This window comes from Pseudomonas sp. NPDC089534, assembly GCF_044749305.1.
Taxonomy (GTDB): Bacteria; Pseudomonadota; Gammaproteobacteria; order Pseudomonadales; family Pseudomonadaceae; genus Aquipseudomonas; species Aquipseudomonas ekonensis.
This window is the reverse complement of the sequence record NZ_JBIVHR010000010.1, coordinates 46,011-68,256: the sequence shown is the minus strand read 5'-3', so window position 1 is coordinate 68,256 and position 22,246 is coordinate 46,011. Positions and strand designations below refer to the sequence as shown.

Here is a 22,246-nt window from a genome sequence, read left to right as displayed (position 1 = left end):
TCATTGTCTCGAAGGCCGTGCGCTGGCCTTTTTGGTGTGAGCCTTCAGCAGTTGATTGATCTTCTTCCGGCGGTTCATCGTTTCAGGTCTCTCCAGAGGTCATCCATCTCACCGCAAGACCGCCGTCGGCATTCGCGCAACTGGTGATGCTGGGGGAGGTGTCGGGGCTTGCGACGGTGGATTCCGCCGTTCATCGGCCAGGGAGCGTCTGCGCCAGAAACTCGGTGATCAGCGAAGTCACCTGCTGCTGGATCGCCTCACGCGGGCGGCCGTTGTCGGCATCCCGGCAAATGATGCCGTCGCCGGGCGAATCTTCTTCGAGCAATGCCTGCGCGCCGGGTTTGCACAGCGAAAGGAAACTGAAGTGACTGGCGTCGCTGATTTCGACGTAAGTGCTTGAGGCCGGGGGCAAACGCTTGGCCAAGTGGGCGGACTCCAGCTGTGCGGGCAGCTCCGGCGACGGTACGCCGGCGGCGATCACCAACGCGGGCACCGGCAGCGCGGCAAGGCTTGCATCGGTCAGCCCCCGTGACAGGCCCAGGTCCAACGTGACCACCGCTGTGACGCGTTTATCGCGCCAGTCGGCGCTCTGGGCGGTTTTGGATGCTGCGGTGCCTGCGGGGTTCATCTGCCGGTAAACGGTGCAACTGGCCAATTTCGGGTGGGCTTTGCAGTCATCGGCGAAGCGCTGCGGATCGAATCGGGCACCGGCGATTTCCAGCGCAGTCCAGCCGCCCAACGAGTGGCCCATGACCGCGATCCGACGCTCGGCCACCGCACCGAACCGCTCAGGCTGGGCGGTGACGGCCTCAATGGCCCGGCTGATGTCGACGGGACGTTGCCACAACTGCGCCGCGGCCTCAGGGCTGCGGTCGTGGGTGGTGGTGCCGGGGTGGTTGACGGCGGCGACGATGTAACCCCGGTGAGCCAAGGCACTGGCCAGCCAGGTCTGGTTGTTCCAGTTGCCCCTGAACCCGTGGGACAGCACGACCAAGGGATGCTCGCCGGCCGCGGGCGGCGCGTCGCGCACGGCGGGTGCGCCGATGAACACCACGTCATCGCCGATCAGTTGCGTTGCGGCGGCCGTCGCGCCGGGATACCAGACGACCATTTCCACGGCGCGCCCGTTGCCCGTGTCCGGCAGTGTCGAAGCATGGAAGCCGACCGGGTTCTCGTCAGCCAGCGCAAGGGTTGTCAGGCCGGTCAGGAGCAGGGCGCCGAAAGCTGTTTTCAATGTCGTTATCGTCCTTGAGCAGAAAAGAGCACGAACAACCAGGGGCCGCCATTGGGCGCGCCTGCCTTCGTCCGTGGTCGACACCCGATGCGGGGCCATTCAGTTGCCTGGGCATTAAGCCTGTTTTCACGTCGGCGCGCACGGGGAGAAAGGCCCTCGGTTGCTTTCGGCGGCTGGATCAGGATAACTGTGGCGCTGAACTGCCTTGAGGGGGATACGCGATGTTCGATCCGGCATCTATCGTGACGTACGTGGCCGTGGTGATCGGCCTGTTCTTGATTCCCGGCCCCGCCGTGCTGTTGGTCATCACGCGCACCCTGCAGGGCGGACGCAAAGTGGGCATCGCCACCGGGCTGGGCGTCGCCTCCGGCGACCTGGTCCATACGCTCAGCGCGGCGCTGGGGCTGTCGGCCATTCTCATGACGTCGGCGCTGGCCTTCAATGTGGTGAAGATCGTCGGGGCGTGTTACCTGATCTACCTGGGCGTGTGCGCCTTTCTGGCCAAGCCGGGCGCAGCCGCACAGGCCAAACTGCCCGCCGTGACGCCGGGCCAGGCCTACTTTCAGGCGGTCGGCGCCGAAGTGCTGAACCCGAAAACCGCGATTTTCTTCCTGGCGTTCCTGCCGCAGTTCATCCATCCGGAATCAGGCTCGTCGTTGAGCCAGTTCGCCGTGCTGGGCTTGATCTTCTCAGGGCTCAGCGCGATCTACACCAGCCTGATTTCCGTCAGCATCCGCCCGTTGAGCCGGTGCATCAAAGGCCTTTCGAGGCTGCGGCGCTGGGAAGGGAAAATCATCGGGACGCTGTTTGTCGGGCTGGGCGTCAAGATCGCCTTGCAGCAGCGGTAGGGCGGGGCGCCAGCGCAGCGGACCGCCCCGAGCGGTCAAACCGGCGCGGCGCCGTCCTGCGCAGCCTCGGCCGACGGCTGACTGGCCTCGGCCGCCATCTTCAACCGGTCGGCCTTGCAGATGTATTTGGGCTTGCTCTTGGGCGCCAGTTTGGCGCTGGCCTTTTTCGCGTGGGCCTTGAGCAGTTGATTGATCTTTTTGCGACGGTTCATTTTTCCACTCTCTTCAGACGACGGCTGCTTCGCACAGCCGCGCGGCCATTTCATCAAATCGCCCGGCAACCTTCAAATGCGTTTGCGTCCGGTCGCCGCAAAGGCTTGCCGTTGACGGATCGCTTCACAGAAGCGCTACAGACAGTCATTGAAAACAGGGATAGCATCCCGGCCCCGCTTGCTTGCAGCCAATCCAGCCGATCGCGACGCCTCGAAATGAAAATGCCTCCCCCTTTTCTTGCACTCATCATCATTGCGTATGTGGCTTATTCCATATGGCCGGTTTTGATGGGTGCAGCCCCAAAAGATCTCGGGCTTGTGATGCTTTCATGGGTCGTTGCGCTCTTCGCCTTTCACGGCAGTGCGATCGCCTGCAATGTCCTGGCCATCGCGTGCGCCCTGATTGCCCAGAGCACGCTCGGCATGGCCGTCGAGTCGTTCGACAGCCAGGTCGGCGTGAGTGTGTTGTTGGCCGTCACTGCGGCGGTGCTGGCGCGGGCCGCTCACTATTTGCTCTTCGATGCGGCGGTCAAGGTGTTTCAAGGCAAAGACGTCAGTCGCTTGTCGAGCGAGCGCTTGTGATGCCGCGCCCGAACAACGACCTGAGGGCCGACTTCATCGAGGCACTCAAGGAAGTCTCAGCCCTGATGTCCACGGCCTACGAACAGCTCGGCCCTGTGCCCGATGACCATGCGTTGGCGCAGGCGGGCTTGGAGAACGGCAGCGAGATTGTGCTGGACTATGTCGACCACAACGAGGCGGGCGTGGCGTTCGAACACTTGCTCTACATGATCAACGAACCGCCGCTCGTGGTTTCTGACGCCTGCAAGGGCATTTTGGCGAGGATCGCCAAGACTTTGGAAATGCCTTTTCACTCAGGGAACGTATAGATGCGAGAGCGCAAGGCCGCCCGGTTACTGGTCATCAACCCTTCTCTGGAAGTCCTGCTGTTCAAGTTCTGCCACCGCGACGATGCCTTGGCCGGCACCCGCCACTGGGCAACGCCCGGCGGCGGCCTGGAGGAGGGCGAGACGTTTCACGCCGCGGCCATCCGTGAGCTGCGCGAGGAAACAGGCATACACGTCAACGAAGTGGCCGGCCCCGTGGCGTAGCGCAGAGTGTCGCTGCTGCTGCCGAGCGGGGAGCCTGTGTTGGCGGTCGAGCAATACTTTGTCGTGCATGTTCCGGACAACGGCCTCTGCCGTGCGGAATGGACCGAGCATGAGAAGAAGGTCATGGCCGAGCATCGTTGGTGGTCGGTTCAGGCGTTGAACACTACGCGGGAAACGGTGTGGCCGGAGAATCTGGTGCAGATGTTGATGGGAGCGGGGGGGGCGGGTTGCCTGACTGTTGACGGCGGCAGACATCAATCACTTCCTGGCTGTCACGCAGGGTACTGATCGTGCCGGCGGTTGCGTCGGCCGGTTGAATCCACAGCCAAGAGCAGACATTCACCGCCATTTTCAGAGCCGTGTGGATACCTAAGTCTCGAAGCACAGGCCCCTTGCCGCTTCGTTCTCCGCTGCGTGTGATCGCCGTACCCCGGTCTTCGACGCTGTGTGCCAAGTGGCTCAGCACGCGCAATCAATGGGGCATGGCGACCAGGACGTATCGTCCATAGCCCAATCATTCATGAACGAGGATGCTGACTGAGCCGTCGGTGATTCGACAAGAGGCTTGATCGACACCACCTCTTGAGCATTCTCGAATCAGACAGCGTGCAGGAAGCTTTTCAAGCCTGATACTACTGGCCGATTACGGTCTTTCACCACCGTTACATTGACTTCCGCCCTATGCTCAATCTGCTCCCACACCTGGCTCCTGTGCGGGAGCCTTTTTTTGCTCGCCCGGCAATCACGCCGGCCCGTGTTGGTCCACCATCTCCCGGCCAGCTGGACTCACGGCAGCCATCTTCTACGCCTGGCGCGCATCCATTAGACCGACAGTGCCCACGGTCTGTGGGGTGCCAGCGATTGTGCCGCCGGATTTGCAATGGCGCTGTAGATGGTCGAGGCGCTGAACACGGCCAGCGTGCGACTTGTTACGAGGCTGCTGCGGCGCGCCAAGGAGGAGCTGCAGTGATCGGTGAAGGTGTTCCAAGGCTTCCTTTGCGGAATGCTGGCGATCATGAATGGCAGCTAACGGCCAATAGCAGTCGTTCGCGGCCGTCTGCTTACGACCCATAGCTGCCGGTCAGCATCGGCGGAAATTGGCTGAATTTTGATATCTAGACGAGGCTATTGTGTCCGCTTTCGGTTTTTTTCATGGTTGTATTAATTGCGCTCTACACAGACCTGCTGAAACCACGCCGAAAAATTCGGCCACCTTTCATTCGTCGCGCCATTGTAAGACCAAAAACTTACCTCACCGGTTTTGTGAGACGCAGAAGTAGTCGCCATTGCCTTCAACGAAAGGGAGCCAGTCCTTTGGTACACCGCTATGGTTCCATGCTGACTCGGCAATTTGAAATATGTCGACATCGCTGCTCCCAGGAAGAATAACAGCAGGTTCAAAATAGGCATTCGCCACGTTACTTCCCCCCCCTTTAAAAACTCGACATAGGCGGGAGGAGAATGGAAGTAAGGTTACGTTCTGCTTCTGCGATATCTGCGTCTTCAAGGACACGGAACGGATCGCTAGTCACAAACGAGTCACCTTACGCTAGGATTAATGAGCAAACTGTTTGGTTCCGTCAGCGGAACCTGGCTATCGAAGGATTAAAAACTTATACCCCAGCGAGGCCGGGACACGGAGTTATCAGGAGGGGCGCCGTCCCAATAATCAAGTCTGGTCGCGGCCTGCTGCATGGCTAGAATTGTCTAGGTGAGTTCACCTTACGTATACCACTGGACAGCTCTGCTACCACTCGGTCGACGGACAAATCTGTGTAATAATAGCTCTGCGCGGGTGATCGCATGCGGTTGGACGATATGCTTCTTAGAATATTGATATGAGATCAAGATTTGAATCCGGAAGATATACACCCACCCCCTAAATTCAGTGCTGCTGCGTGGGTCTATTGAACAGACGCATTACAAATCAGTTGGAGTTGTAAAAATGACAGAAGAGCTCAAGGAGAAAGATATTTTTTTTTATCGCCCCATGCGAGATAACGAATATAATTCATGGGAGATTCTGTCTGTAGATGATTATGCTCAGGATTTAATGGCCAGCCATCTCTACAGTCAAACCAAAGCGAGATCAGAGGCTTTCAGAACCTATAGAGTCGCATTGCCGCAAGGAATGAACACGAAGAACAACCATTTTCGAGTTTACGAAACTGGGGGGCAGGTGGCTGGATACATTTGGTTCAGTGTTGATAATGACTCAGCGTTTCTGTCAGATATAATTTTACTTCCTGAGTTTCAGGGTAAAGGTATAGGGAAGAGTTTTATTTGTGAGCTTGTAAATGAACTAGGCGCTCTAAAAATCAGTGAGCTAGAGCTCAGAGTGTCTCCTGACAATCATCGTGCTATGAATTTATACAGAAAGTTAGGTTTTCGAATCACTGGCTTTGACATGAGTCTCTTATTGGATGCAGAAGCGCCGTGTGGATAATTAGCTAACTTTCAATCAGCTGATGATTGGTAAGTGGATAGGCAACATGCCTTGCACAAGACAGGCAAGCGTCCACTGATGCGGTAGCAAGTACCCGATCTCACTGGCCCGCTGTGTCGGCAGTCGTGTCAGCACATCTTTGAGATAGGCATACGGATCATGCCTATTCATGCGCGCCGATTGGATCAGGCTCATGATGCCAGCCGCCCGTTTAACGCTGCGCAGCGACCCGGCAATGACGACACTGGACACGGTTGCTCCAGATTGCAGGCATTCCTGAACGGCTTGAACTTTGAATGGTTTTGGGATAAGAGCTTCGTTGGCGCATCGAAACCCTGGCGATAAGGGTGATCGCTCCGCTTAAAAATACGCGGACACCATCGCCCTAAATGCTGGAGTTCGGAAGGTGAATTCGTCGGACGCTTGCGTCCAGTGACTATTTTGGCCGCTGACGCGGTCCAAACAGCATTTACGAACATTTTTGTATCCAACTAGGGCATTTCGCTCTTCCGTCTGCTGTTCCGCAGGCAATGCACGCAACTCTTCGCTATCGACGTACTCAGTGCGTTTTCACACAGCCTGGGCTAAAAGCGGACATCCACAAATTGCCGGTTGATTCCAATTGAAAAAGCGACCACTGATAAAAACAGAAATTGGGATTGCATTTATATTAGTTTGATTAAGCTGAAGCGTCAGTCACAATAGTTGCAAATACAGCGTCATATATCTCCTCGCTTTTTGATATAAAAACGCATCTCCGGTGGATTCCATATATGGATCAATAGTTGAATAAAGTTTTGAATCACACGCATGCATGCATGTAAAGTTTTTCGTGCGCCTTCCCAATATAGTACCAATTGGCTTCCAGATTTAAATGAGATAGAAGCCTCTCCTTTGTTTGGTAGTGCGATTTTTAATGAGGCTGCATAATAGAATTCGCCTTTAATTGTCATGGTGGATTTCTGTTACGGTATAGCCATTAACTCTACTTCATCGTATATATTTATCATTTTTGCTCCCAAAAAAACTACTCGGTATTCTGTATTTTTTGCAGTAAATCACCCTTAACTTACCAGGTTTTTTGAGTGTTTTCTTCCGAGTACGGCAGTATAAAAACGTTCTTGAGCGCGGGAGAAACTCCAAGCCAGACCGGAAACCGCGCTTCTGCGCGAAAATCCGTACCTGCTAATGCGCTGACAGCAGCGACTCGCTAACTATGCCGCTGCTGGAGAATCCTCACTACAACGCCAGCGAATTGCATAGAACTCTGGGCTCGCCAGCAATGATCATCCCGTTTTGCCAATACGACTCCGGGCGCACCTACGGCTACGCATTCATCGAGAACGGAATTCTGACGCGATCACGACTGCATTCATGCGATAGCCCGGTGCAACATTTCGGGCCCTTGAAACCGTTTGAAGAACGCTGGGCATCAGCTAAGTTTTACCTTGAGGAAGATGATTGCCCGGAGGATGAGCGGCAAAAGATCTACTACTTGGGCGACCGCGAGGTGGAAGTGCCAGCGTTTGGGTTAGGCAACCGTTTGAGTTATGACGCGTTGAGCGAATACCTCGAGATTTGCCCGTGGGACAATACCCCCGAGCCGCGTATCTGGTACCTACGCCTTCATGACCTGCCACTGCCGCGCAAGCGATGGTGGAAGTTCTGCTAGGCGGCAACGCGATAAAATCATTCGATGTTTCTTCACTGTCGGTTCCTGATGCCGAATGTCTGCTTCTGGCCGATTGCTGCCTGCCGTGGAAACACAAGCCACCCAAAACGGACAGATCGACCCAGAACTTGAGCCGATCTATCAATGGCGGTCAGAAACGCCAGTCCGCAGCGTGAACGACACGACAGAATGGGCCCGCCAGGGTTGCATTGTGATGAGCGACGATACTTTCGGCCTTCAAAGCGGGAGTATCGGTGCAGGTATGACCATCGGCGATCAGCACTGCATCGAATCCTAGATCTCGTGCGGCGCGGCAGGTGCTGTCGACGCAATACTGGGTCTTCATTCCGGCAATCACCACGCCTTGAGCACCACAAGCCTTTAGTCGATCGGCCAGGTCAGTCATGGCGAAAGCGTTAGGCCGGCATTTTGTGAAAATCACTTCGTCGCCCCTCAGCAGCAGTTCCTCCACCAATTGCGTCAACGGGCTTTCTGGTTCGATAGGTGAGCCGGGCGGCCCCACATGGCGAGCAAGAAAAATGGGCGCGCCGGCCCTGCGGGCTTTATTCAACAGACTATTCAACGTGTTTAGCAGCGCCTCACCCGCCCATGGTTTTTCTGGGCCATGAAACAATCCAACCTGCATATCGAGAATCAACAGTGCATGCATAGTGCTTTTCCTTGCGTTTGGGCCAGCGACACAAGGGCAAAAGAAAAGGCCCTATCCATCACTGGCGGGCCTTTGAAGATCGTGCATTATTGACTCACGACACCTCTCACGACCCGCCTCGGGCGGTCGTGGTAGTGGTGGTCGAGGCAATACGTAGCTGATTCATAGGTTGACAGTATCTGCACGGTGCCCCGGTTGGCAAGAGGCAAGATTCAGGTGATGGCTGCTTCTCGTATTGCTAATTGGGGGCCGCTTTTGGCCGATTGCTGCCGATTGCAATCTCCGCTTCCGACCCATCGCGAACGCTTAATTCAGATTTTCAGATTTTACTGATGCCACTGCCAGGATTGCGCCATATGCACCTTCCTCAGGGACATAGGAAACAAATCTTTCACTGTCATCTTTTTGCACCCAAAGGCGCCCACAGTTCTGGCATTCGTAGGCAGTCGACATTCGGCGAATGTAGAGGCTGGATATTCGGTCTTGCAGCTCGTCAGCAGCGCTGAACCCGGGTGAAAACTCGCCAAATGCATCGGCGATCGCAGCCTTGTCTCCGGACTCCGCCGCCTCTACCAGAGGTTTGAGTTCACGGTGCACCTCATTCCAAAATTCATTTTCTACCTCGTCGCGAAGCAGGCTCGCCTTATAGGGCAAGCCGTCGGTCTGATCGGTAATCACATGGCCACACGTGCAACCCAATTTACTCATTTTCGGTTCATCAACCTGATGTTCGATCACTCATTAAATGGCGGACAACTCTTTGTTACAACTCCTGATTGATCGTCCGCTTTTGGCCGATCGCCGCCATGGAGAATGAGGCCGCCTTCGACCCACAGCTGACGGCGGCAACAGGCAAAAATCAGCCAGTAGCGAATACTGAAACCTTCGTCGATAAAACGAGCTACGGTTGTCGCAGAACCTCAACAGCTCACCCCCCATGAACGGTAACCTTCAGACTACCCAACATGACCACCAAACCCTCCGCCCAAGCCGCCCGCGCTGAGTACGCGCGACGGATCAACCGCGTGCTCAACTACATCGATGCTCACATCGATCAACCTCTGGACGGCGCGCATCTGGCCGACATCGCCAACTTCTCGCGTTTCCATTTCCATCGGATTTTCGCCGCCTGGATGGGAGAGACGCTTGGCAGTTATGCGCAGCGGCGACGGCTCGAGAAGGCGGCGTTACGGTTGGCCTGCGGCAGCCATGAGACCGTGCTTGAAACCGCGTTGGCCACCGGCTTCCAGTCGGGCGAAGCGTTTGCGCGGGCGTTCAAGCTCAAGTTCGGCTGCACGCCATCGGCCTGGCGCGACAGCACGCCTCAGCGGCTGAAGGCTCAGGCGGCGGCGATCGGGCAGCCAACCGGTGGCCAAGAGAGCAATCCTGATCAGGTCTTCGGCAATCTCCATCAGGAAGGCGAGGGCGTGTTCGGTGAATCTGGCGGCTCTTATCGGCCAATGGATGAAATCGCCATGGAAGTACGCATCATTGATCTACCGAAAGCGCGTGTCGCGTATCAGCGTTTGATCGGCCCATACGGGCCGGCCATCGGCGAATTCTGGCGAGCGGCCATTGCGCCGTGGATGCACTCCAATGGCCTCGGTGACCAAACGTGCTACGGCATCGGTTATGACGATCCCTCTATCACGCCGGTCGACAAGTGCCGCTATGACGCTTGCGTCGAAGTGCCCGCGCATTTTGTGGCCGGCGGCCAGGTGGACACTCAAGTCCTGCCGGGTGGCCGTTATGCCGTAGCGGCTTTCAAAGGGAAAACCGAGGGACTGGCCAACGCCTGGACATGGCTGACGCGCGAGTGGATGCCGTCCAGCGGACTGCAATGCGACGACCGGCCTTGCTTTGAGAGGTTCTCTGCGGCCACCGCATTTGACGTCCGGACCGGTGAATTCAGCTGCGACATCTGCATTCCGGTGCGGGCGCTGTAACGCAACTCACCTACTGGCGGATCACCAAGATCGCAATCCGTTGCATGAGGACGTCCTGTCGCACAGAGAGCGGGGATGTAGAGTTGAAGAAAGCGAACCGTGTTTGACCCGGCCTTCAGGCCCCATTACGCGTCCGGGGCTCAGCGACCGACCGCGCACGCCGCGTCAAAACGGCCAAGGCCACCGCCACGATGAACAGCGCCGGCACATCACCCGCCAAGTGCCCCATTTGCCCTGGCTGGGTGACCGCCTGGACGGTCATGATGCCGGCATGCACGGCGCTGGACCACACGGTGAACCCGATCAGGCTCAGGTGGGCCAGCGGATCACGTGCGGCCAGGATCAAGAACACGCCAAGCGTGGCGTAGAGGCCGACGATCATCAGCGGGTAGTCCGAGTGACCGGTGTGCCAGGCCCAGCCGGACGGCCAGAACACCATGAGCGGGTAGAGGGCGAGGCACGCAAGGCCCGCCAACACCAGCACGATGCGTAAGTACCTGAGGTAATCGACTGCGGTCATGGCGGGCTCCTTTTTGGGCTCGGCTCTGAACACACTCCAAGTGGAGTGATAACAGAAGGGGGGACAGATCTTTTGGTAACTATAGATCTGTCCCCTTTTGCAGGTTTTCGCACCCTGGTGCTTACTCGCGCGAGAGCGAGCGAGGCTCATTATCCGTAGAGCCCTCTTTATTGTTTCCTTTCTATTTTGGAGCTTCTAAATCATGAATGTGTCTGGTCAGGTGCTCAGGGTTCGGCCGATCATTTATGGCTTTTGGCTGCAAGATTTCAGTTCCTTCGTACTTCCAATACTCGGTATCCCGCATGCTACTGGCGAGACGGACAGTCATCGTGTCTGGGTCAATCCAGAGGCGTCCCAGATCGAACAGTGTGTGGATGTCTGACCTCAAAAGCAGCCCATTGTCAGCTCGGTTTGTGTGGACACCCCGATAAGGAACGATGTGTGCAGCCTCAAGCACATCGATTGTAGAGCACCTTGTAACTGCGCATTTTTCTTCGTACGCAGCCAGCATCAATGAACGAAAGTTAGACTGTCCTTGCCGCATGGCAACCTGAAGCAATATTCGCTTACGAGCATCCAGTTCGCCATCGATTGGCGCTATCTCGATTTCATCGACCTCCTTACGGGCCAATGCAGAGGCGCGAGCAATCAATGTTTGCGGTGTCTCGTAGACGGTGCCAACGCCTGAGGAGTCGTATTGCAGTACCCAAATTCCATGAACTTCAGGAACATAGGGTTCATAGCGCACCTTTGTGCCAGAGGATGTTTTGAAGAGTCTGTCTGCAGGATGGCCAGAGTCACTCCTGCGTCCCTTCTTCACACCTTGATAGTGAGCTCTGAGATCACTGTTGACTGACATCTTTTCCAGATCAGGTCTGATGTTTTTTGAGTTGAATTGTGGATCTCGCATCTTGATCAGTGCCCGAACCTCCGCTACTGATACCGGACGGCCAAAGTCAAAAACGGCTTCTCTGACAAGCTCCCATCGCAGCCTCCCATATTTGCCTTTGCGGTCACCTGAACGTGCTTGGATCTTTCCAATGATCCTTTCGGCAAGGGCCTGTGAGCCGATACTCTCCTTAGTTTGTCGAGGCTGCTGTCGATCAGCTTCGTGGATGCTGACAGCATCACCTACATCCTCGATAAAATATCGCCAGTCGACTGCACGTTCGTGTCGATGATCCGACAAAGAACCATCCGGTAGTTGTGGATGTAGCCGGTAAGTCTCATCACCCTGGACGATTCCTGCTCCTACATAACCATGCTGATTGACGTAGGCGATGATCCAGTCACCTGTGGCAAGCTGATTCAATATTACGTCGCCTCGATCACCAGGCTGGCCAGCGTAACCTGCCGTAATGACCTTGCGATTCAGATTTTGCGTCCACCATTCGGTAATGGCGGGTAGGCCGATGTTGAAGACGTAATATGCCAACTTTTGACTCCATTCAGTTTCAACTTTGATGCGCCCATAGCATAGCCACCATCTTGGGAGGCTTCAGAGAGTAGTTTCTTTCGGCAAAAGACTTTCACGAGATTGCCACGGTTGGATCAGGATTAGCATTCAGAGCGCGAACATTGCTGACAGCCCCCAACCCAACATCACCCCCGCAAAAACCGCTCCATCAACCCCGCATAATCCCCCACCTCGGGAAACCCCTCAAAGCTGACGGTCGCCCCCGTACCCGCCCACGGCAGCTTCTCCGACACCCAGGTCTCCATGAACGGCGCATAGTCCTGCGGCTTGTCCAGCAGGCTGCTGCGCACGCCGACAAACGCCTCGTTCTGCGCAGGGCGGGTGAACAGCCAGGTCAGGCAGTGCGGGCAAAAATAGTGGCGGGTCGGGCCGTGGAGGCCACCGATGACCGGGGTGCCTTGGGTGACGGCAAAGCGTTCGGCGGGGAACAGGGCGGTCAGGGAGAACGCGCTGGCGGACATTTTCTGGCAGCCGGTGCAGTGGCAGGCGCTGGTCATGACCGGTCGGCCTGACGCCTGGAACGTCACTTGCCCGCACCGGCAACTGCCGGTGGCGCAGGGGGTTGGGTCGGTCACGGGGATGTCTCCTTTCAAGGGTTGGAGGCTGGTTGGCCGGCACCGCTCAACGCCGCGGCGAACGCTTCGGGAGTGGGGCTTTCGGGCCAGGTCGGGATCCCGGCGGGCAGGCTTAGCCACGGCTGTTTGTGCTTGACCCAGATGTGCGCCACGGGGCTCAGGGCGGCGCGTTCATGGAGTGTGCCGGCGCGCAGCACCCGCAGGCCCGGTGCGGCGGAGGTGGTGTTGTAGATCCGCGTGTGGCAGGTCGCGCACAGGTGATGGCGTGAGCGTACGCCGTGGTCTTCGTAAGCGTATTCGGTGGTGGGGCCTTCGACGGTGAAGGCGTCGCCGGGCAGCAGGGCGTGCAGCGCGAAGCTGCTGCCGCTCCAGGCCTGGCAGTGCTGGCAATGGCAGGCGTAGACCGCCAGCGGCAGGTCGGTCGTGGAACGGTAAGTGACGGCGCCGCAGCGGCATCCACCGGCAAGTGTCATGGATCAGGTCTCGTGTCAGTGCGATTTGAGGGGTCGGGTAAAGCATGCGCGAGTTTTAGATTGATTAGAATTGATCAAACTTGCCCAGCCGCTCATAGGAAATGTATGAACGCCCCTCAACTCCAATGGGAAACCCAGCGCGTCTTCCTGGCCGTCCTGCGCACCGGCAGCCTGTCCGCCGCCGCCCGTGCGCTGGGCATCGCCCAGGCCACCGCGCGGCGGCGCATCGATGCGCTAGAGCAGAGCGTCGGGATGAGCCTGTTCGTCCGCTCGCCGGCGGGGCTGATGCCCACCGACACCGCCCGAGAGCTGATCGGCCATGCCGAATCCATGGCGATGGCGGCCGAGGCCTTTACCCGCGCAGCCTCTGCCGAGGCCAGCGTGCCGGGCGGGACGGTGCGGGTCACCAGCAGCCAACTGCTCGGCGTGGAAGTGCTGCCGCCCATGCTGCGCGAAATCCGCACGGCCCAGCCGCAGTTGACGGTCGAACTCAGCGTGTCGAACCGCCTGGAAGACCTGGCCTTGCAGGAGGCCGATGTGGCGGTGCGCATCCGGCGCCCGACCGAGGCGGCCGTCGTCGCCCGCCATGTGGGGGACTTGCGCATCGGCCTGTACGCCACGGCGGATCTGCTCGGGCAGAAGGGCGCGCCCCGCAGCACTGACGAGTTGAGCGAATACCCGTTGATCGGCCCCGACCGCAATCTGACGGAGGTGGGGTTTCTGCAGCAGCAGGGCTTTCTCTGCGCCTCGGCCCGCACGGTGTTGCGCACGGACAATCACCTGGCCCAGTTTGCCGCGCTCAGGGCCGGGCTGGGCATCGGCGTCTGTTCCAGCCAGTTGGCGCGGCGGCACGGGCTGGTGCGGGTGTTGCCGCAGTCGGTGGATTTCCGGGTGGACATCTGGATGGCCATGCACCATGACCTGCGGCGGGTGCGCCGCATCGCGCTGGTGTTCGATGCGTTGGCGCAGTCGATGTCACGTTTTCTGGCGGACCACTGACCGGCGGGCATCTCCGGCGCGGGTGCCAGACGCAGGTCGAACGTGCGCCTCGCGTTTACTTCAGCGGCACATACACATCCGTCTGCCACTGCGCCTGCGGCACATCCGTCCCCACGCTCAGGTACTCGAAGAACAAAGGTTCATCACGCAGTTCCTCACCGCTGCCCGGCAGCCAGTCGCGGTAGACCGGGTAGATGGTTTCGCCCACGTGATCGGTCGGGCCCACGTGCCGCACCACGGCGCAGCGGCCGGCGGGGATGACGAGTTCGCGCACGCCGACGTCGTTCGGCGCCACGGCTTCGTGGATCTCGCCGCAGATGTCGAAGCGGAAATCTTCCGGCGCAATGGTGTCGGGGTTGCCGTAGGGGATGCCGAAGGTGCGGCTGGAGGCGACAGGCGACTGGCCGCTCTGCTGGCGCCATTGGATGAAGCGCTGCACGCTGGCGTTGAGCAGGCCCGGTGCGCCGCGGTGTTCGAGGGCGGCGACGCGGATCCGGGGGCATTCGACGATGTTGACTTGCATGGCGATGTTCCTTGAAAAGTGAGGGATGGCGAAGACCGTGTGCCAGCGCTTCCAGTCCGGCGCCTTGCGAAAGGCGGCGGGCGAGTGGCCGAACGCCCGCCGGAAGGCCCTGGAAAACGCTTCCGGGCTTTCGAAGCCGGCGTCGAAGGCTGCCTCCAGCACCGAGTGGCCGGGTTGGGCGGTCAGGGTGTGCGCCGCCCGGCGCAGGCGCATCAGCTGCACGTAGCGCGAGACGGGCACGCCGGTGAACGCGGAGAACTGCCGGTGAAAGTGGAACTCGGAGAAGTTCGCCACCCGGCTCAGCGCCTTCACCGACAAATCGCCTTCGAGGTGGGCGTCGATGTAGGCGAGCACGGCGTTGAAGCGTTTCGCGTAGGCGGTTCGGGTCGGCGTGTCTGCCACGGGGCAAGGCTCCTGGGTTACGGTCGGCCATAGAATCGGCGATGGCGCAGGCTGCGCACCTAGCCGTGTTTGCTCAACGCAGGGCTCCGTCCGGCGACCGGACGACATTCGCACAAGACTTCCGGCGCAAAAGCCGGATAATGGCGGCCAATTCGTACAGCCCGCTATTCTGGTAACCCCGCATGGAAATCAAGGTCAACTTTCTCGACAACCTTCGGCTTGAAGCCAAGTTCGACGACTTCACGGTGATCGCCGATCAGCCCATCCGCTACAAGGGCGACGGTTCGGCACCGGGGCCGTTCGACTACTTCCTGGCGTCGTCGGCGTTGTGCGCGGCCTACTTCGTGAAGCTGTATTGCGAGACCCGCAATATTCCCACCGAAAACATCCGCCTGTCGCAGAACAACATCGTTGATCCGGAGAACCGCTACAACCAGATCTTCAAGATCCAGGTCGAGCTGCCGGCGGACATCAGCGCCAAGGACCGTCAGGGCATCCTGCGCTCCATCGATCGCTGCACCGTGAAGAAGGTGGTGCAGACCGGCCCCGAGTTCGTGATCGAGGAGGTGGAAAACCTCGATGCCGACGCCCAGGCGCTGCTGATGCCGAGTGCGGGCTCGGGCGAGGGCACGTACATCGCGGGCAAGGACCTGCCGCTGGAGCAGACCATCGCCAACATGTCGGGCATCCTGGCCGGCCTCGGCATGAAGATCGAGATCGCCTCGTGGCGCAACATCGTGCCCAACGTGTGGTCGCTGCACATCCGCGACGCGCAGTCGCCGATGTGCTTCACCAACGGCAAGGGCGCGACCAAGGAAAGCGCGCTCGCCTCGGCGCTGGGCGAGTTCATCGAGCGGCTCAACTGCAACTTCTTCTACAACGACCAGTTCTGGGGCGAAGAGATCGCCAACGCGCCGTTCGTGCATTACCCGGACGAGCGCTGGTTCAAGCCGGGCCCGAAAGACGCGCTGCCGAGCGAGATCCTCGACGAATACTGCCTGGAGATCTACAACCCGGACGGCGAACTGCGCGGCTCGCACCTGTACGACACCAACTCCGGCAACACCCAGCGCGGCATCTGCTCGCTGCCGTTCGTGCGTCAGTCCGACGGCGAGACGGTGTACTTCCCGTCCAACCTGATCGAAAACCTCTACCTGAGCAACGGCATGAGCGCCGGCAACACCTTGGCCGAGGCGCAGGTGCAGTGCCTGTCGGAGATCTTCGAACGGGCGGTGAAGCGCGAGATCCTGGAAAACGAACTGGCGCTGCCGGACGTGCCGCAAGAGGTGCTGGCCAAGTACCCCGGCATCGTCGCGGGCATCCAGGGGCTGGAGGAGCAGGGCTTCCCGGTGCTGGTGAAGGATGCGTCGCTGGGCGGCGAGTTCCCGGTGATGTGCGTCACCCTGATGAACCCGCGCACCGGTGGCGTGTTCGCCTCGTTCGGCGCCCACCCAAGCTTCGAGGTGGCGCTTGAGCGCAGCCTCACCGAACTGCTGCAGGGCCGCAGCTTCGAAGGCCTGAACGACCTGCCGCCGCCGACCTTCGAGAGCCATGCGTTGACCGAGCCGAACAACTTCGTCGAGCACTTCATCGACTCCAGCGGCGTGGTGTCGTGGCGTTTCTTCAGCGCCAAGGCCGATCACGAATTCGTCGAGTGGGACTTCTCCGGCCACGGCGAAGACTCCAACGCCCAGGAGGCCGCGACCCTGTTCGGCATCCTCGAAGACCTGGGCAAGGAAGTCTACATGGCGGTGTACGACCACCTCGGCGCGCAGGCCTGCCGGATCCTGGTGCCGGACTACTCGGAGATCTACCCGGTGGAGGACCTGATCTGGGACAACACCAACAAGGCCCTGCAGTTCCGCGAAGACATCCTCAACCTGCACAGCCTCGACAACCGCAGCCTGCGGGTGCTGGGCAAGCGTCTGGACAACAGCGAGCTGGACGACTACACCGACATCACCACCCTGATCGGCATCGAGTTCGACGACAACACGGTGTGGGGCCAACTGACGATCCTGGAGCTCAAGCTGCTGATCCACCTGGCCCTGCAGCGTTTCGAGCAGGCCAAGGAACTGGTGGAGGCCTTCCTGCAGTACAACGACAACACGGTCGAGCGCGGGCTGTTCTACCAGGCGCTGAACGCGGTGCTGGAAGTGCACCTGGACGACGAACTGGAACTGGCCGACTACGAGACCAACCTGCGCCGGATGTTCGGCAACGAGCGGATGGACGCGGTGATCGGCTCGGTGGACGGCAGCGTGCGCTTCTACGGCCTGACGCCGACCAGCATGAAGCTCGAAGGGCTCGACCGGCACCTGCGGCTGATCGACAGCTACAAGAAACTGCACGCGGCCCGGGCAGCGTTCTCCCGCTGATCGGCTCCACAAAAAAAGCACCTTCGGGTGCTTTTTTTGTGCTCGGCCGCTTCAGCCGTGCCGGGTGGCGCTTCTGATGTCGAATTCGCCTTTGACGTGCACGGTCTTGCCGTTCTCCTCGAAGTCCGCCGCGAGCGTGCCCTTGGCGTGCCCGGTTCCCGGAAGCGACGTGAGGGTGAGGGTTCCGGCCGCGGCTTGAGCCAGATAGCCGGCGTGCGGCCTGAAGCAGGTGACCCAGACATCCGGGTTGTCTTTGAGGTCGTGAGGCCCGGCCTTCACGTGTTCCTTGATGAACAGGCCGATGTGAGCCTTCTGCGGCGGCACGCCTGTGTCCATCGGCATGCGGCCCACGACTTCCCAGTAACGGACGGGATCGAGCGGCAGTTCCTTGAGCTCGATGCTCACTTCATCGGCCCGGAAGTCGCCCCAGGCGCTGGTGGCCGTGAATGTGCCGCTGCCGGTTGTGTCTGCGACGCCATCGGTGATGCCTGTGATGTCGAAGCTGCCCGCGCTGATATTGACGGGAGTGTCACCGAGCCGGACCTCGAACTGGAAATCGCCCTTCATCTGTTGCGTCTGCGCGTCCAGGCTCAAGGTCAGCTTTCCTGAGCGGGAACCCAGTAAGTGTCCGCTTCCGCCTGCTGACAGCCTGATGTACTCGCCACGGGCTTGATCAGGCTGTATGGGGTCGAGCACCAAGGACAGCGTCACAGGCGAACCGTCGCCCGGAATGTCCACGGGAACCCGAAAGTTAATGTAGTGCTTTCCACCGTCCGGCAAGGTCTGGCTTGCCTGCACGACATAGCGGTTGCCGACCCGGAGAATCTCGAAATCGTCTTGGCCGACGAAAGTCTCTTCGTAGTAGCTGATCGAGGCTTTCATGCTGTTGTTCATGGCTGGCTCCCTGTAGAGGCTCACGGGGGGATCCGTGAGCCCGTAACGTAGCAACGAAACCAACAGCGCATAACTGTCAGAGTTGACAGGTGTGTCAGACCTGATTCGGGTCCCTTCGCCAGCACTCGGGCTGCCGGCCGATCATGCCGGGTGCGCACAACACCAGCGGTTGCGGCCCTGTTGCTTGGCCTGATACAGGCAGGTGTCCGCCGCCTTGAGCAAGGTGGCCGGCGTGACGTCGTCGGTGACCGGATGGCCGGTGGCGATCCCGGCGCTGGCGGTGACGTAGCCCAGCGGATGCCCGCTGTGCTCAAGCCGCAAGGAGCGGATGGCCTCCAGGATCTGCCCGGCCACCTCGATGGCCCCGGCGCTGTCGGTGTTGGGCAGCAGCACGGTGAACTCTTCGCCGCCATAACGCACGGCCAGGTCGCTGGGGCGTTTCACCGCCTGCCTGATCGCCTGCCCGACGGCGTTCAGGCAATCATCGCCGGCGGCATGGCCGTAACGGTCGTTGTAGCGCTTGAAGTGGTCGACATCGAGCATGATCAGCGACAGCGCCGAACCCTGGCGGCGGGCCAGGCGGATCTCGTCGGCCAGCGCCGCGTCCAGCCGGCGGCGGTTGCCCAGGCCGGTGAGGCTGTCGGTCAGCGCCATGTCGCGCATGGTCTGGTGGGCCTGGCGGATCTCGCGTTCCATGGCCATGCGCTGGCGCAACTGGTTCAGCACGATGAGCCCGAACGTGGACAGCACCCCGATCAGGAACACCAGCACCAGGCCGTTCTTCAACAGGTCCCGGCGCCAGGGCGCGATGATCGAGTCGCGGGACAGCCCGGCCTCCACCACCAGCGGGTAGGTGGTCAGGGCGCGGTAGCCGTAGAGGCGTTCGGTGTCGTCGACCACGGCCTTGATCTGCGCGGTGCCGGTGTTGGCGCTGGGCAGGTAGGTCTTGAAGATCTCGCTGCCGGCCAGGCTCTTGCCCACCACCTGGGCGATGAACGGGCGGCGTACCAGGATGGTGCCGTCGCGCAGGGCCAGCACCAGGGCGCCCTTGTCGTCGATCCTGAAGTCGCCGTAGTAGTCGACGAAGTAGCTGACCTTCACGGTTCCCAGCAGCACGCCGGCGAACGAGCCGTCGGGATTGTTCAGCCGTCGGGAGATGGGAATGATCAGGTCGTGGGTGGAGCGGCTCTCCACCACCTGGCCGATGCGCACCTGCCGGTCCTCGTGGGTGCGGTGGTACTGGAAGTAGTCGCGGTCGGCGTTGTTGGCCATCTCCGGCGTGACCTCCTTGTCGGTCACGATCCATTGCCCGTCCGGGCCGTAGATGAACAGGCCGTGCAGCTGCGGCATGATTTTCGACTGCTGCACCAACAGGTTGTGGATGCGCTTGACGTCCATGTTCTGCAGGCCGTCGCCCTCGACCCGCTCGCACAGCCCGGCGGTGAGCACGTCGACCTGGCGGATGGTGTCTTCGGCGTGCTGGGCGGTGGCGCGGGCCAGGTTGGTCACCGAGTCGCGGGCAGAGGCGAACGCGGCCCGGTAGTCGCGCCAGGTGCGCCAGCTCTCGACCGCCACGAAGGCAATGACCACCACCAGCATGAAGCTGACGGTCAGGCGCAGGGTCGATCCGGCTTTGGCGTGGCGGGAAGGGGGCGGTGTGGCGTGGTCTGTTGTCAGCTCTGGCCGGTTGCGTCCGAGCATCAACATCTCCTTGGGGCATTCTGGACGTATTGCAGGGGGCCATTATGACAAGGATCGGCGCCAAGGTCGGGCCGCTCTTGAGGTTGTTGCTGGATTGTCCTGTTTGAGTTGACGGTGAAGCGCGTTTCAGCCGGTTTATCACCTGCGGGTGACTCATTAATCTGTGCACATCTTGAACGCAACGCACTTCAACAATGAAAAAGGAGATCCACCCATGACCGCTTTCACCTACAACCGCCTCAACAAAGACGACGCCATCGTACTGCTGGTGGATCACCAGACCGGCCTGATTTCGCTGGTGCAGGACTTCTCGCCGAACGAGTTCAAGAACAACGTGCTGGCCCTGGCCGACCTCGCCAAGTTCTTCGACCTGCCGACCGTGCTCACCACCAGCTTCGAGCAAGGCCCCAACGGCCCGCTGGTGCCGGAGCTCAAAGAGATGTTCCCCGATGCGCCGTACATCGCCCGTCCTGGCCAGATCAACGCCTGGGACAACGAAGACTTCGTCAAGGCGATCAAGGCCACCGGCCGCAAGCAGATCATCATCGCCGGCGTCGTGACCGATGTGTGCGTGGCGTTCCCGACCCTGTCGGCGCTGGCCGAAGGCTTCGAGGTGTTCGTGGTGACCGATGCCTCCGGCACCTTCAACACCACGGTGCAGCAAGCGGCCTGGGCCCGCATGTCGGCGGCCGGCGCGCAACTGATGAACTGGTTCTCGGTGGCTTGCGAGCTGCACCGCGACTGGCGCAACGACATCGAAGGGCTGGGCAACCTGCTGTCCCAGCGCATCCCGAACTACCGCAACCTGATGAACAGCTACGCGGCGCTGTCGGCGCGTCAGGGTTGATCGAGCTCGACCGCTGAAACAAAAGGCCTGCTTGCGAAAGCAGGCCTTTTGTCGTTTCAGAACCGGCTCAACCGGTACGGCGCCAGATCCGGCAGAGGCCCGCCCGCAGCCGTCAGCGGGGAGGCCATCCGCGCCACCAGTTCCGCCGTCACCGCCGCCTGGGTCAGCCCCAGGTGCTGGTGGCCGAACGCGAGCAGCACCTTGCCGTCGCAGGCCTGGTCGATGATCGGCAGGGAGTCCGGCAGCGAGGGGCGAAAGCCCATCCAGGGGGTGGCGGCGTCGGCGTTCAGCGCGGTGCGGAACAGGCCGTCGCTCAGTCGGTGCAGCTGCCAGGCGCGGGCCATGGTCGGCGGGCGTTCAAGGCCTGCGAACTCGACGGTGCCGGCCAGCCGCAAGCCTTCGGCCATCGGCGTCATGATGAACTTGCGCTCCAGCGAGGTCACCGGGAAGGGCAGGCGTGCGTGTTCCTGGGGCAGCATCAGGTGGTAGCCGCGTTCGGTGTCCAGCGGCACCCGTTGGCCGGTCAGCGCAGCGGTGAGCGGTGCCGAGTGGGCGCCGCAGGCGATCAGCACGCGGCGGGCATGCAGTGCGCCGGCGTCGGTCGTCAGCGCGACGCCTTGGCCGTTCAGCCGGCCGCCCTGTACCTGCCGCGTCATGAACTGCACGCCGCAGGATTTCGCGGCGTCGACCAGTTCGCGCACGACCCGGTAAGGGTCGAGAAAATGCCCGGTGGCGGGAAAGAACAACCCGCCCTGAATGTTCGGGCTGAGCTGCGGCGCGACGGCCTGCACCGCACCGGCCTGCCAAAAGTCCGCAGACACCTGTTGCTGGCGCATGCGTGCCTGAAGCGCTTCGATGGCCGCACGGGATTCGGGCCGTTCGAACACCAGCAGCGAGCCGTCCACCTTCAGCAGGTCGGGGCGCTGGATGTCACCGAGCAACCGGTGCCAGGCCGCGAGCGAGTGTTCATTGAGCGCCCGCAGACCGGCCACGGTGTGGCGAAACGGCGCCGAACGCAGGTTCAGCAGCAACCGGGCGAACCAGGGCAGGGCCCGGGGCAGGTATTTCCAGTCCAGGCGCAGCGGGCCCATGGGATCCATGAGCATGGCCGGCAGGCGCTTGAGGATCGACAGGTCGGCGATCGGGAACACCTGCTCGGTCGCCAGGTGCCCGGCGTTGCCGAACGAGGCGCCGTGGCCGGGCGCCTGCCGGTCGATCACCACCACCCGCAGGCCTTGCCGCGCCAGGCGCAGCGCACAGGCCACGCCGATGATGCCGGCGCCGACCACGGCGATGTCGTGCGTGTCGTCGGTCATT

22 protein-coding genes and 2 pseudogenes are annotated in these 22,246 nt (G+C 60.4%); 10 read left to right on the top strand and 14 right to left on the bottom strand.

Annotation, left to right across the window (positions count from 1 at the left end; genetic code table 11):
- On the bottom strand, window positions 1–78 hold the full coding sequence (locus ACIP0B_RS04820) for a DUF2986 domain-containing protein (protein WP_400830206.1): 78 nt from the start codon (window positions 76–78) through the stop codon (window positions 1–3).
- A gap of 112 nt (window positions 79–190) precedes the next feature.
- Window positions 191–1,234, bottom strand: coding sequence for an alpha/beta hydrolase family protein (locus ACIP0B_RS04815; protein WP_400830204.1), 1,044 nt, complete (start codon window positions 1,232–1,234; stop codon window positions 191–193).
- Between the two features lie 221 nt (window positions 1,235–1,455).
- On the opposite strand from ACIP0B_RS04815, the gene ACIP0B_RS04810 reads away from it, so the two are divergent.
- Window positions 1,456–2,082: a LysE family translocator gene (locus ACIP0B_RS04810; RefSeq protein ID WP_400830187.1), complete on the top strand. Its 627-nt coding sequence runs from the start codon at window positions 1,456–1,458 to the stop codon at window positions 2,080–2,082.
- 35 nt (window positions 2,083–2,117) lie between these two features.
- On the opposite strand, the gene ACIP0B_RS04805 is transcribed toward ACIP0B_RS04810, so the two are convergent.
- Window positions 2,118–2,294, bottom strand: coding sequence for a DUF2986 domain-containing protein (locus ACIP0B_RS04805; protein WP_400830186.1), 177 nt, complete (start codon window positions 2,292–2,294; stop codon window positions 2,118–2,120).
- A 216-nt stretch (window positions 2,295–2,510) separates the two neighbouring features.
- Between ACIP0B_RS04805 and ACIP0B_RS04800 the strand changes: the two genes are divergently transcribed.
- The 4 genes and pseudogenes from ACIP0B_RS04800 to ACIP0B_RS04785 all read left to right on the top strand — a co-directional run bounded on the left by ACIP0B_RS04800 (window position 2,511) and on the right by ACIP0B_RS04785 (window position 5,852).
- On the top strand, window positions 2,511–2,876 hold the full coding sequence (locus ACIP0B_RS04800) for a hypothetical protein (protein ID WP_400830185.1): 366 nt from the start codon (window positions 2,511–2,513) through the stop codon (window positions 2,874–2,876).
- Complete coding sequence (locus ACIP0B_RS04795) at window positions 2,876–3,184, top strand: hypothetical protein (RefSeq protein WP_400830183.1); 309 nt, start codon at window positions 2,876–2,878, stop codon at window positions 3,182–3,184. The genes ACIP0B_RS04800 and ACIP0B_RS04795 overlap by 1 nt, the downstream gene beginning before the upstream one ends.
- Window positions 3,185–3,694 (top strand): annotated as a pseudogene (locus tag ACIP0B_RS04790) (NUDIX hydrolase).
- Window positions 3,695–5,351: 1,657 nt separating this feature from the next.
- Window positions 5,352–5,852, top strand: coding sequence for a GNAT family N-acetyltransferase (locus ACIP0B_RS04785; RefSeq protein ID WP_400830182.1), 501 nt, complete (start codon window positions 5,352–5,354; stop codon window positions 5,850–5,852).
- A 15-nt stretch (window positions 5,853–5,867) separates the two neighbouring features.
- Here the strand turns inward: ACIP0B_RS04785 and ACIP0B_RS04780 are convergent.
- Window positions 5,868–6,101 (bottom strand): annotated as a pseudogene (locus tag ACIP0B_RS04780) (transposase domain-containing protein); the annotation flags it as partial.
- 967 nt (window positions 6,102–7,068) lie between these two features.
- On the opposite strand from ACIP0B_RS04780, the gene ACIP0B_RS04775 reads away from it, so the two are divergent.
- Window positions 7,069–7,524 (top strand): hypothetical protein, encoded by a 456-nt coding sequence (locus tag ACIP0B_RS04775; RefSeq protein ID WP_400830181.1) that lies wholly within the window; start codon window positions 7,069–7,071, stop codon window positions 7,522–7,524.
- 151 nt (window positions 7,525–7,675) lie between these two features.
- On the opposite strand, the gene ACIP0B_RS04770 is transcribed toward ACIP0B_RS04775, so the two are convergent.
- Both ACIP0B_RS04770 and ACIP0B_RS04765 read right to left on the bottom strand, forming a co-directional pair.
- The gene (locus ACIP0B_RS04770; protein ID WP_400830179.1) at window positions 7,676–8,194 is read right to left on the bottom strand and encodes an isochorismatase family protein; all 519 of its coding nucleotides are present in this window, start codon (window positions 8,192–8,194) and stop codon (window positions 7,676–7,678) included.
- Window positions 8,195–8,500: 306 nt separating this feature from the next.
- Window positions 8,501–8,902, bottom strand: coding sequence for a hypothetical protein (locus tag ACIP0B_RS04765; protein WP_400830178.1), 402 nt, complete (start codon window positions 8,900–8,902; stop codon window positions 8,501–8,503).
- A 257-nt stretch (window positions 8,903–9,159) separates the two neighbouring features.
- Here ACIP0B_RS04765 and ACIP0B_RS04760 point away from each other — a divergent pair, with 257 nt between their 5' ends.
- Window positions 9,160–10,140, top strand: coding sequence for a GyrI-like domain-containing protein (locus ACIP0B_RS04760; protein ID WP_400830176.1), 981 nt, complete (start codon window positions 9,160–9,162; stop codon window positions 10,138–10,140).
- Window positions 10,141–10,255: 115 nt separating this feature from the next.
- Here ACIP0B_RS04760 and ACIP0B_RS04755 read toward each other — a convergent pair whose 3' ends face one another.
- From ACIP0B_RS04755 to ACIP0B_RS04740, 4 genes are all read right to left on the bottom strand, one after another.
- Complete coding sequence (locus ACIP0B_RS04755; protein ID WP_400830175.1) at window positions 10,256–10,660, bottom strand: DUF6632 domain-containing protein; 405 nt, start codon at window positions 10,658–10,660, stop codon at window positions 10,256–10,258.
- A 181-nt stretch (window positions 10,661–10,841) separates the two neighbouring features.
- Window positions 10,842–12,095: an HNH endonuclease gene (locus ACIP0B_RS04750; RefSeq protein ID WP_400830173.1), complete on the bottom strand. Its 1,254-nt coding sequence runs from the start codon at window positions 12,093–12,095 to the stop codon at window positions 10,842–10,844.
- A 167-nt stretch (window positions 12,096–12,262) separates the two neighbouring features.
- Entirely contained in the window at window positions 12,263–12,712 is a 450-nt protein-coding gene (locus ACIP0B_RS04745; protein WP_400830172.1) for a GFA family protein, read from the bottom strand.
- 14 nt (window positions 12,713–12,726) lie between these two features.
- The gene (locus ACIP0B_RS04740) at window positions 12,727–13,185 is read right to left on the bottom strand and encodes a GFA family protein (RefSeq protein ID WP_400830170.1); all 459 of its coding nucleotides are present in this window, start codon (window positions 13,183–13,185) and stop codon (window positions 12,727–12,729) included.
- Window positions 13,186–13,290: 105 nt separating this feature from the next.
- Here ACIP0B_RS04740 and ACIP0B_RS04735 point away from each other — a divergent pair, with 105 nt between their 5' ends.
- Entirely contained in the window at window positions 13,291–14,184 is an 894-nt protein-coding gene (locus ACIP0B_RS04735) for a LysR family transcriptional regulator (RefSeq protein ID WP_400830169.1), read from the top strand.
- Between the two features lie 55 nt (window positions 14,185–14,239).
- Here the strand turns inward: ACIP0B_RS04735 and ACIP0B_RS04730 are convergent, their stop codons facing one another.
- Window positions 14,240–15,109: a GyrI-like domain-containing protein gene (locus tag ACIP0B_RS04730; protein WP_400830167.1), complete on the bottom strand. Its 870-nt coding sequence runs from the start codon at window positions 15,107–15,109 to the stop codon at window positions 14,240–14,242.
- A 182-nt stretch (window positions 15,110–15,291) separates the two neighbouring features.
- Between ACIP0B_RS04730 and ACIP0B_RS04725 the strand changes: the two genes are divergently transcribed.
- Window positions 15,292–17,487, top strand: a complete 2,196-nt coding sequence (locus ACIP0B_RS04725) for an OsmC domain/YcaO domain-containing protein (protein ID WP_400830166.1) — start codon at window positions 15,292–15,294, stop codon at window positions 17,485–17,487.
- Window positions 17,488–17,538: 51 nt separating this feature from the next.
- Here the strand turns inward: ACIP0B_RS04725 and ACIP0B_RS04720 are convergent, their stop codons facing one another.
- On the bottom strand, window positions 17,539–18,381 hold the full coding sequence (locus ACIP0B_RS04720) for a hypothetical protein (RefSeq protein ID WP_400830164.1): 843 nt from the start codon (window positions 18,379–18,381) through the stop codon (window positions 17,539–17,541).
- Window positions 18,382–18,522: 141 nt separating this feature from the next.
- Window positions 18,523–20,082, bottom strand: coding sequence for a diguanylate cyclase (locus ACIP0B_RS04715; protein ID WP_400830162.1), 1,560 nt, complete (start codon window positions 20,080–20,082; stop codon window positions 18,523–18,525).
- Between the two features lie 214 nt (window positions 20,083–20,296).
- Here ACIP0B_RS04715 and ycaC point away from each other — a divergent pair, with 214 nt between their 5' ends.
- Window positions 20,297–20,929 carry an isochorismate family cysteine hydrolase YcaC gene (gene ycaC, locus ACIP0B_RS04710; RefSeq protein WP_400830161.1) on the top strand — a complete coding sequence of 211 codons (633 nt, stop codon included), beginning with the start codon at window positions 20,297–20,299 and terminating at the stop codon, window positions 20,927–20,929.
- A gap of 56 nt (window positions 20,930–20,985) precedes the next feature.
- On the opposite strand, the gene ACIP0B_RS04705 is transcribed toward ycaC, so the two are convergent.
- The gene (locus ACIP0B_RS04705) at window positions 20,986–22,245 is read right to left on the bottom strand and encodes an NAD(P)/FAD-dependent oxidoreductase (protein ID WP_400830159.1); all 1,260 of its coding nucleotides are present in this window, start codon (window positions 22,243–22,245) and stop codon (window positions 20,986–20,988) included.
- Between the last annotated feature and the right edge of the window lies 1 nt (window position 22,246).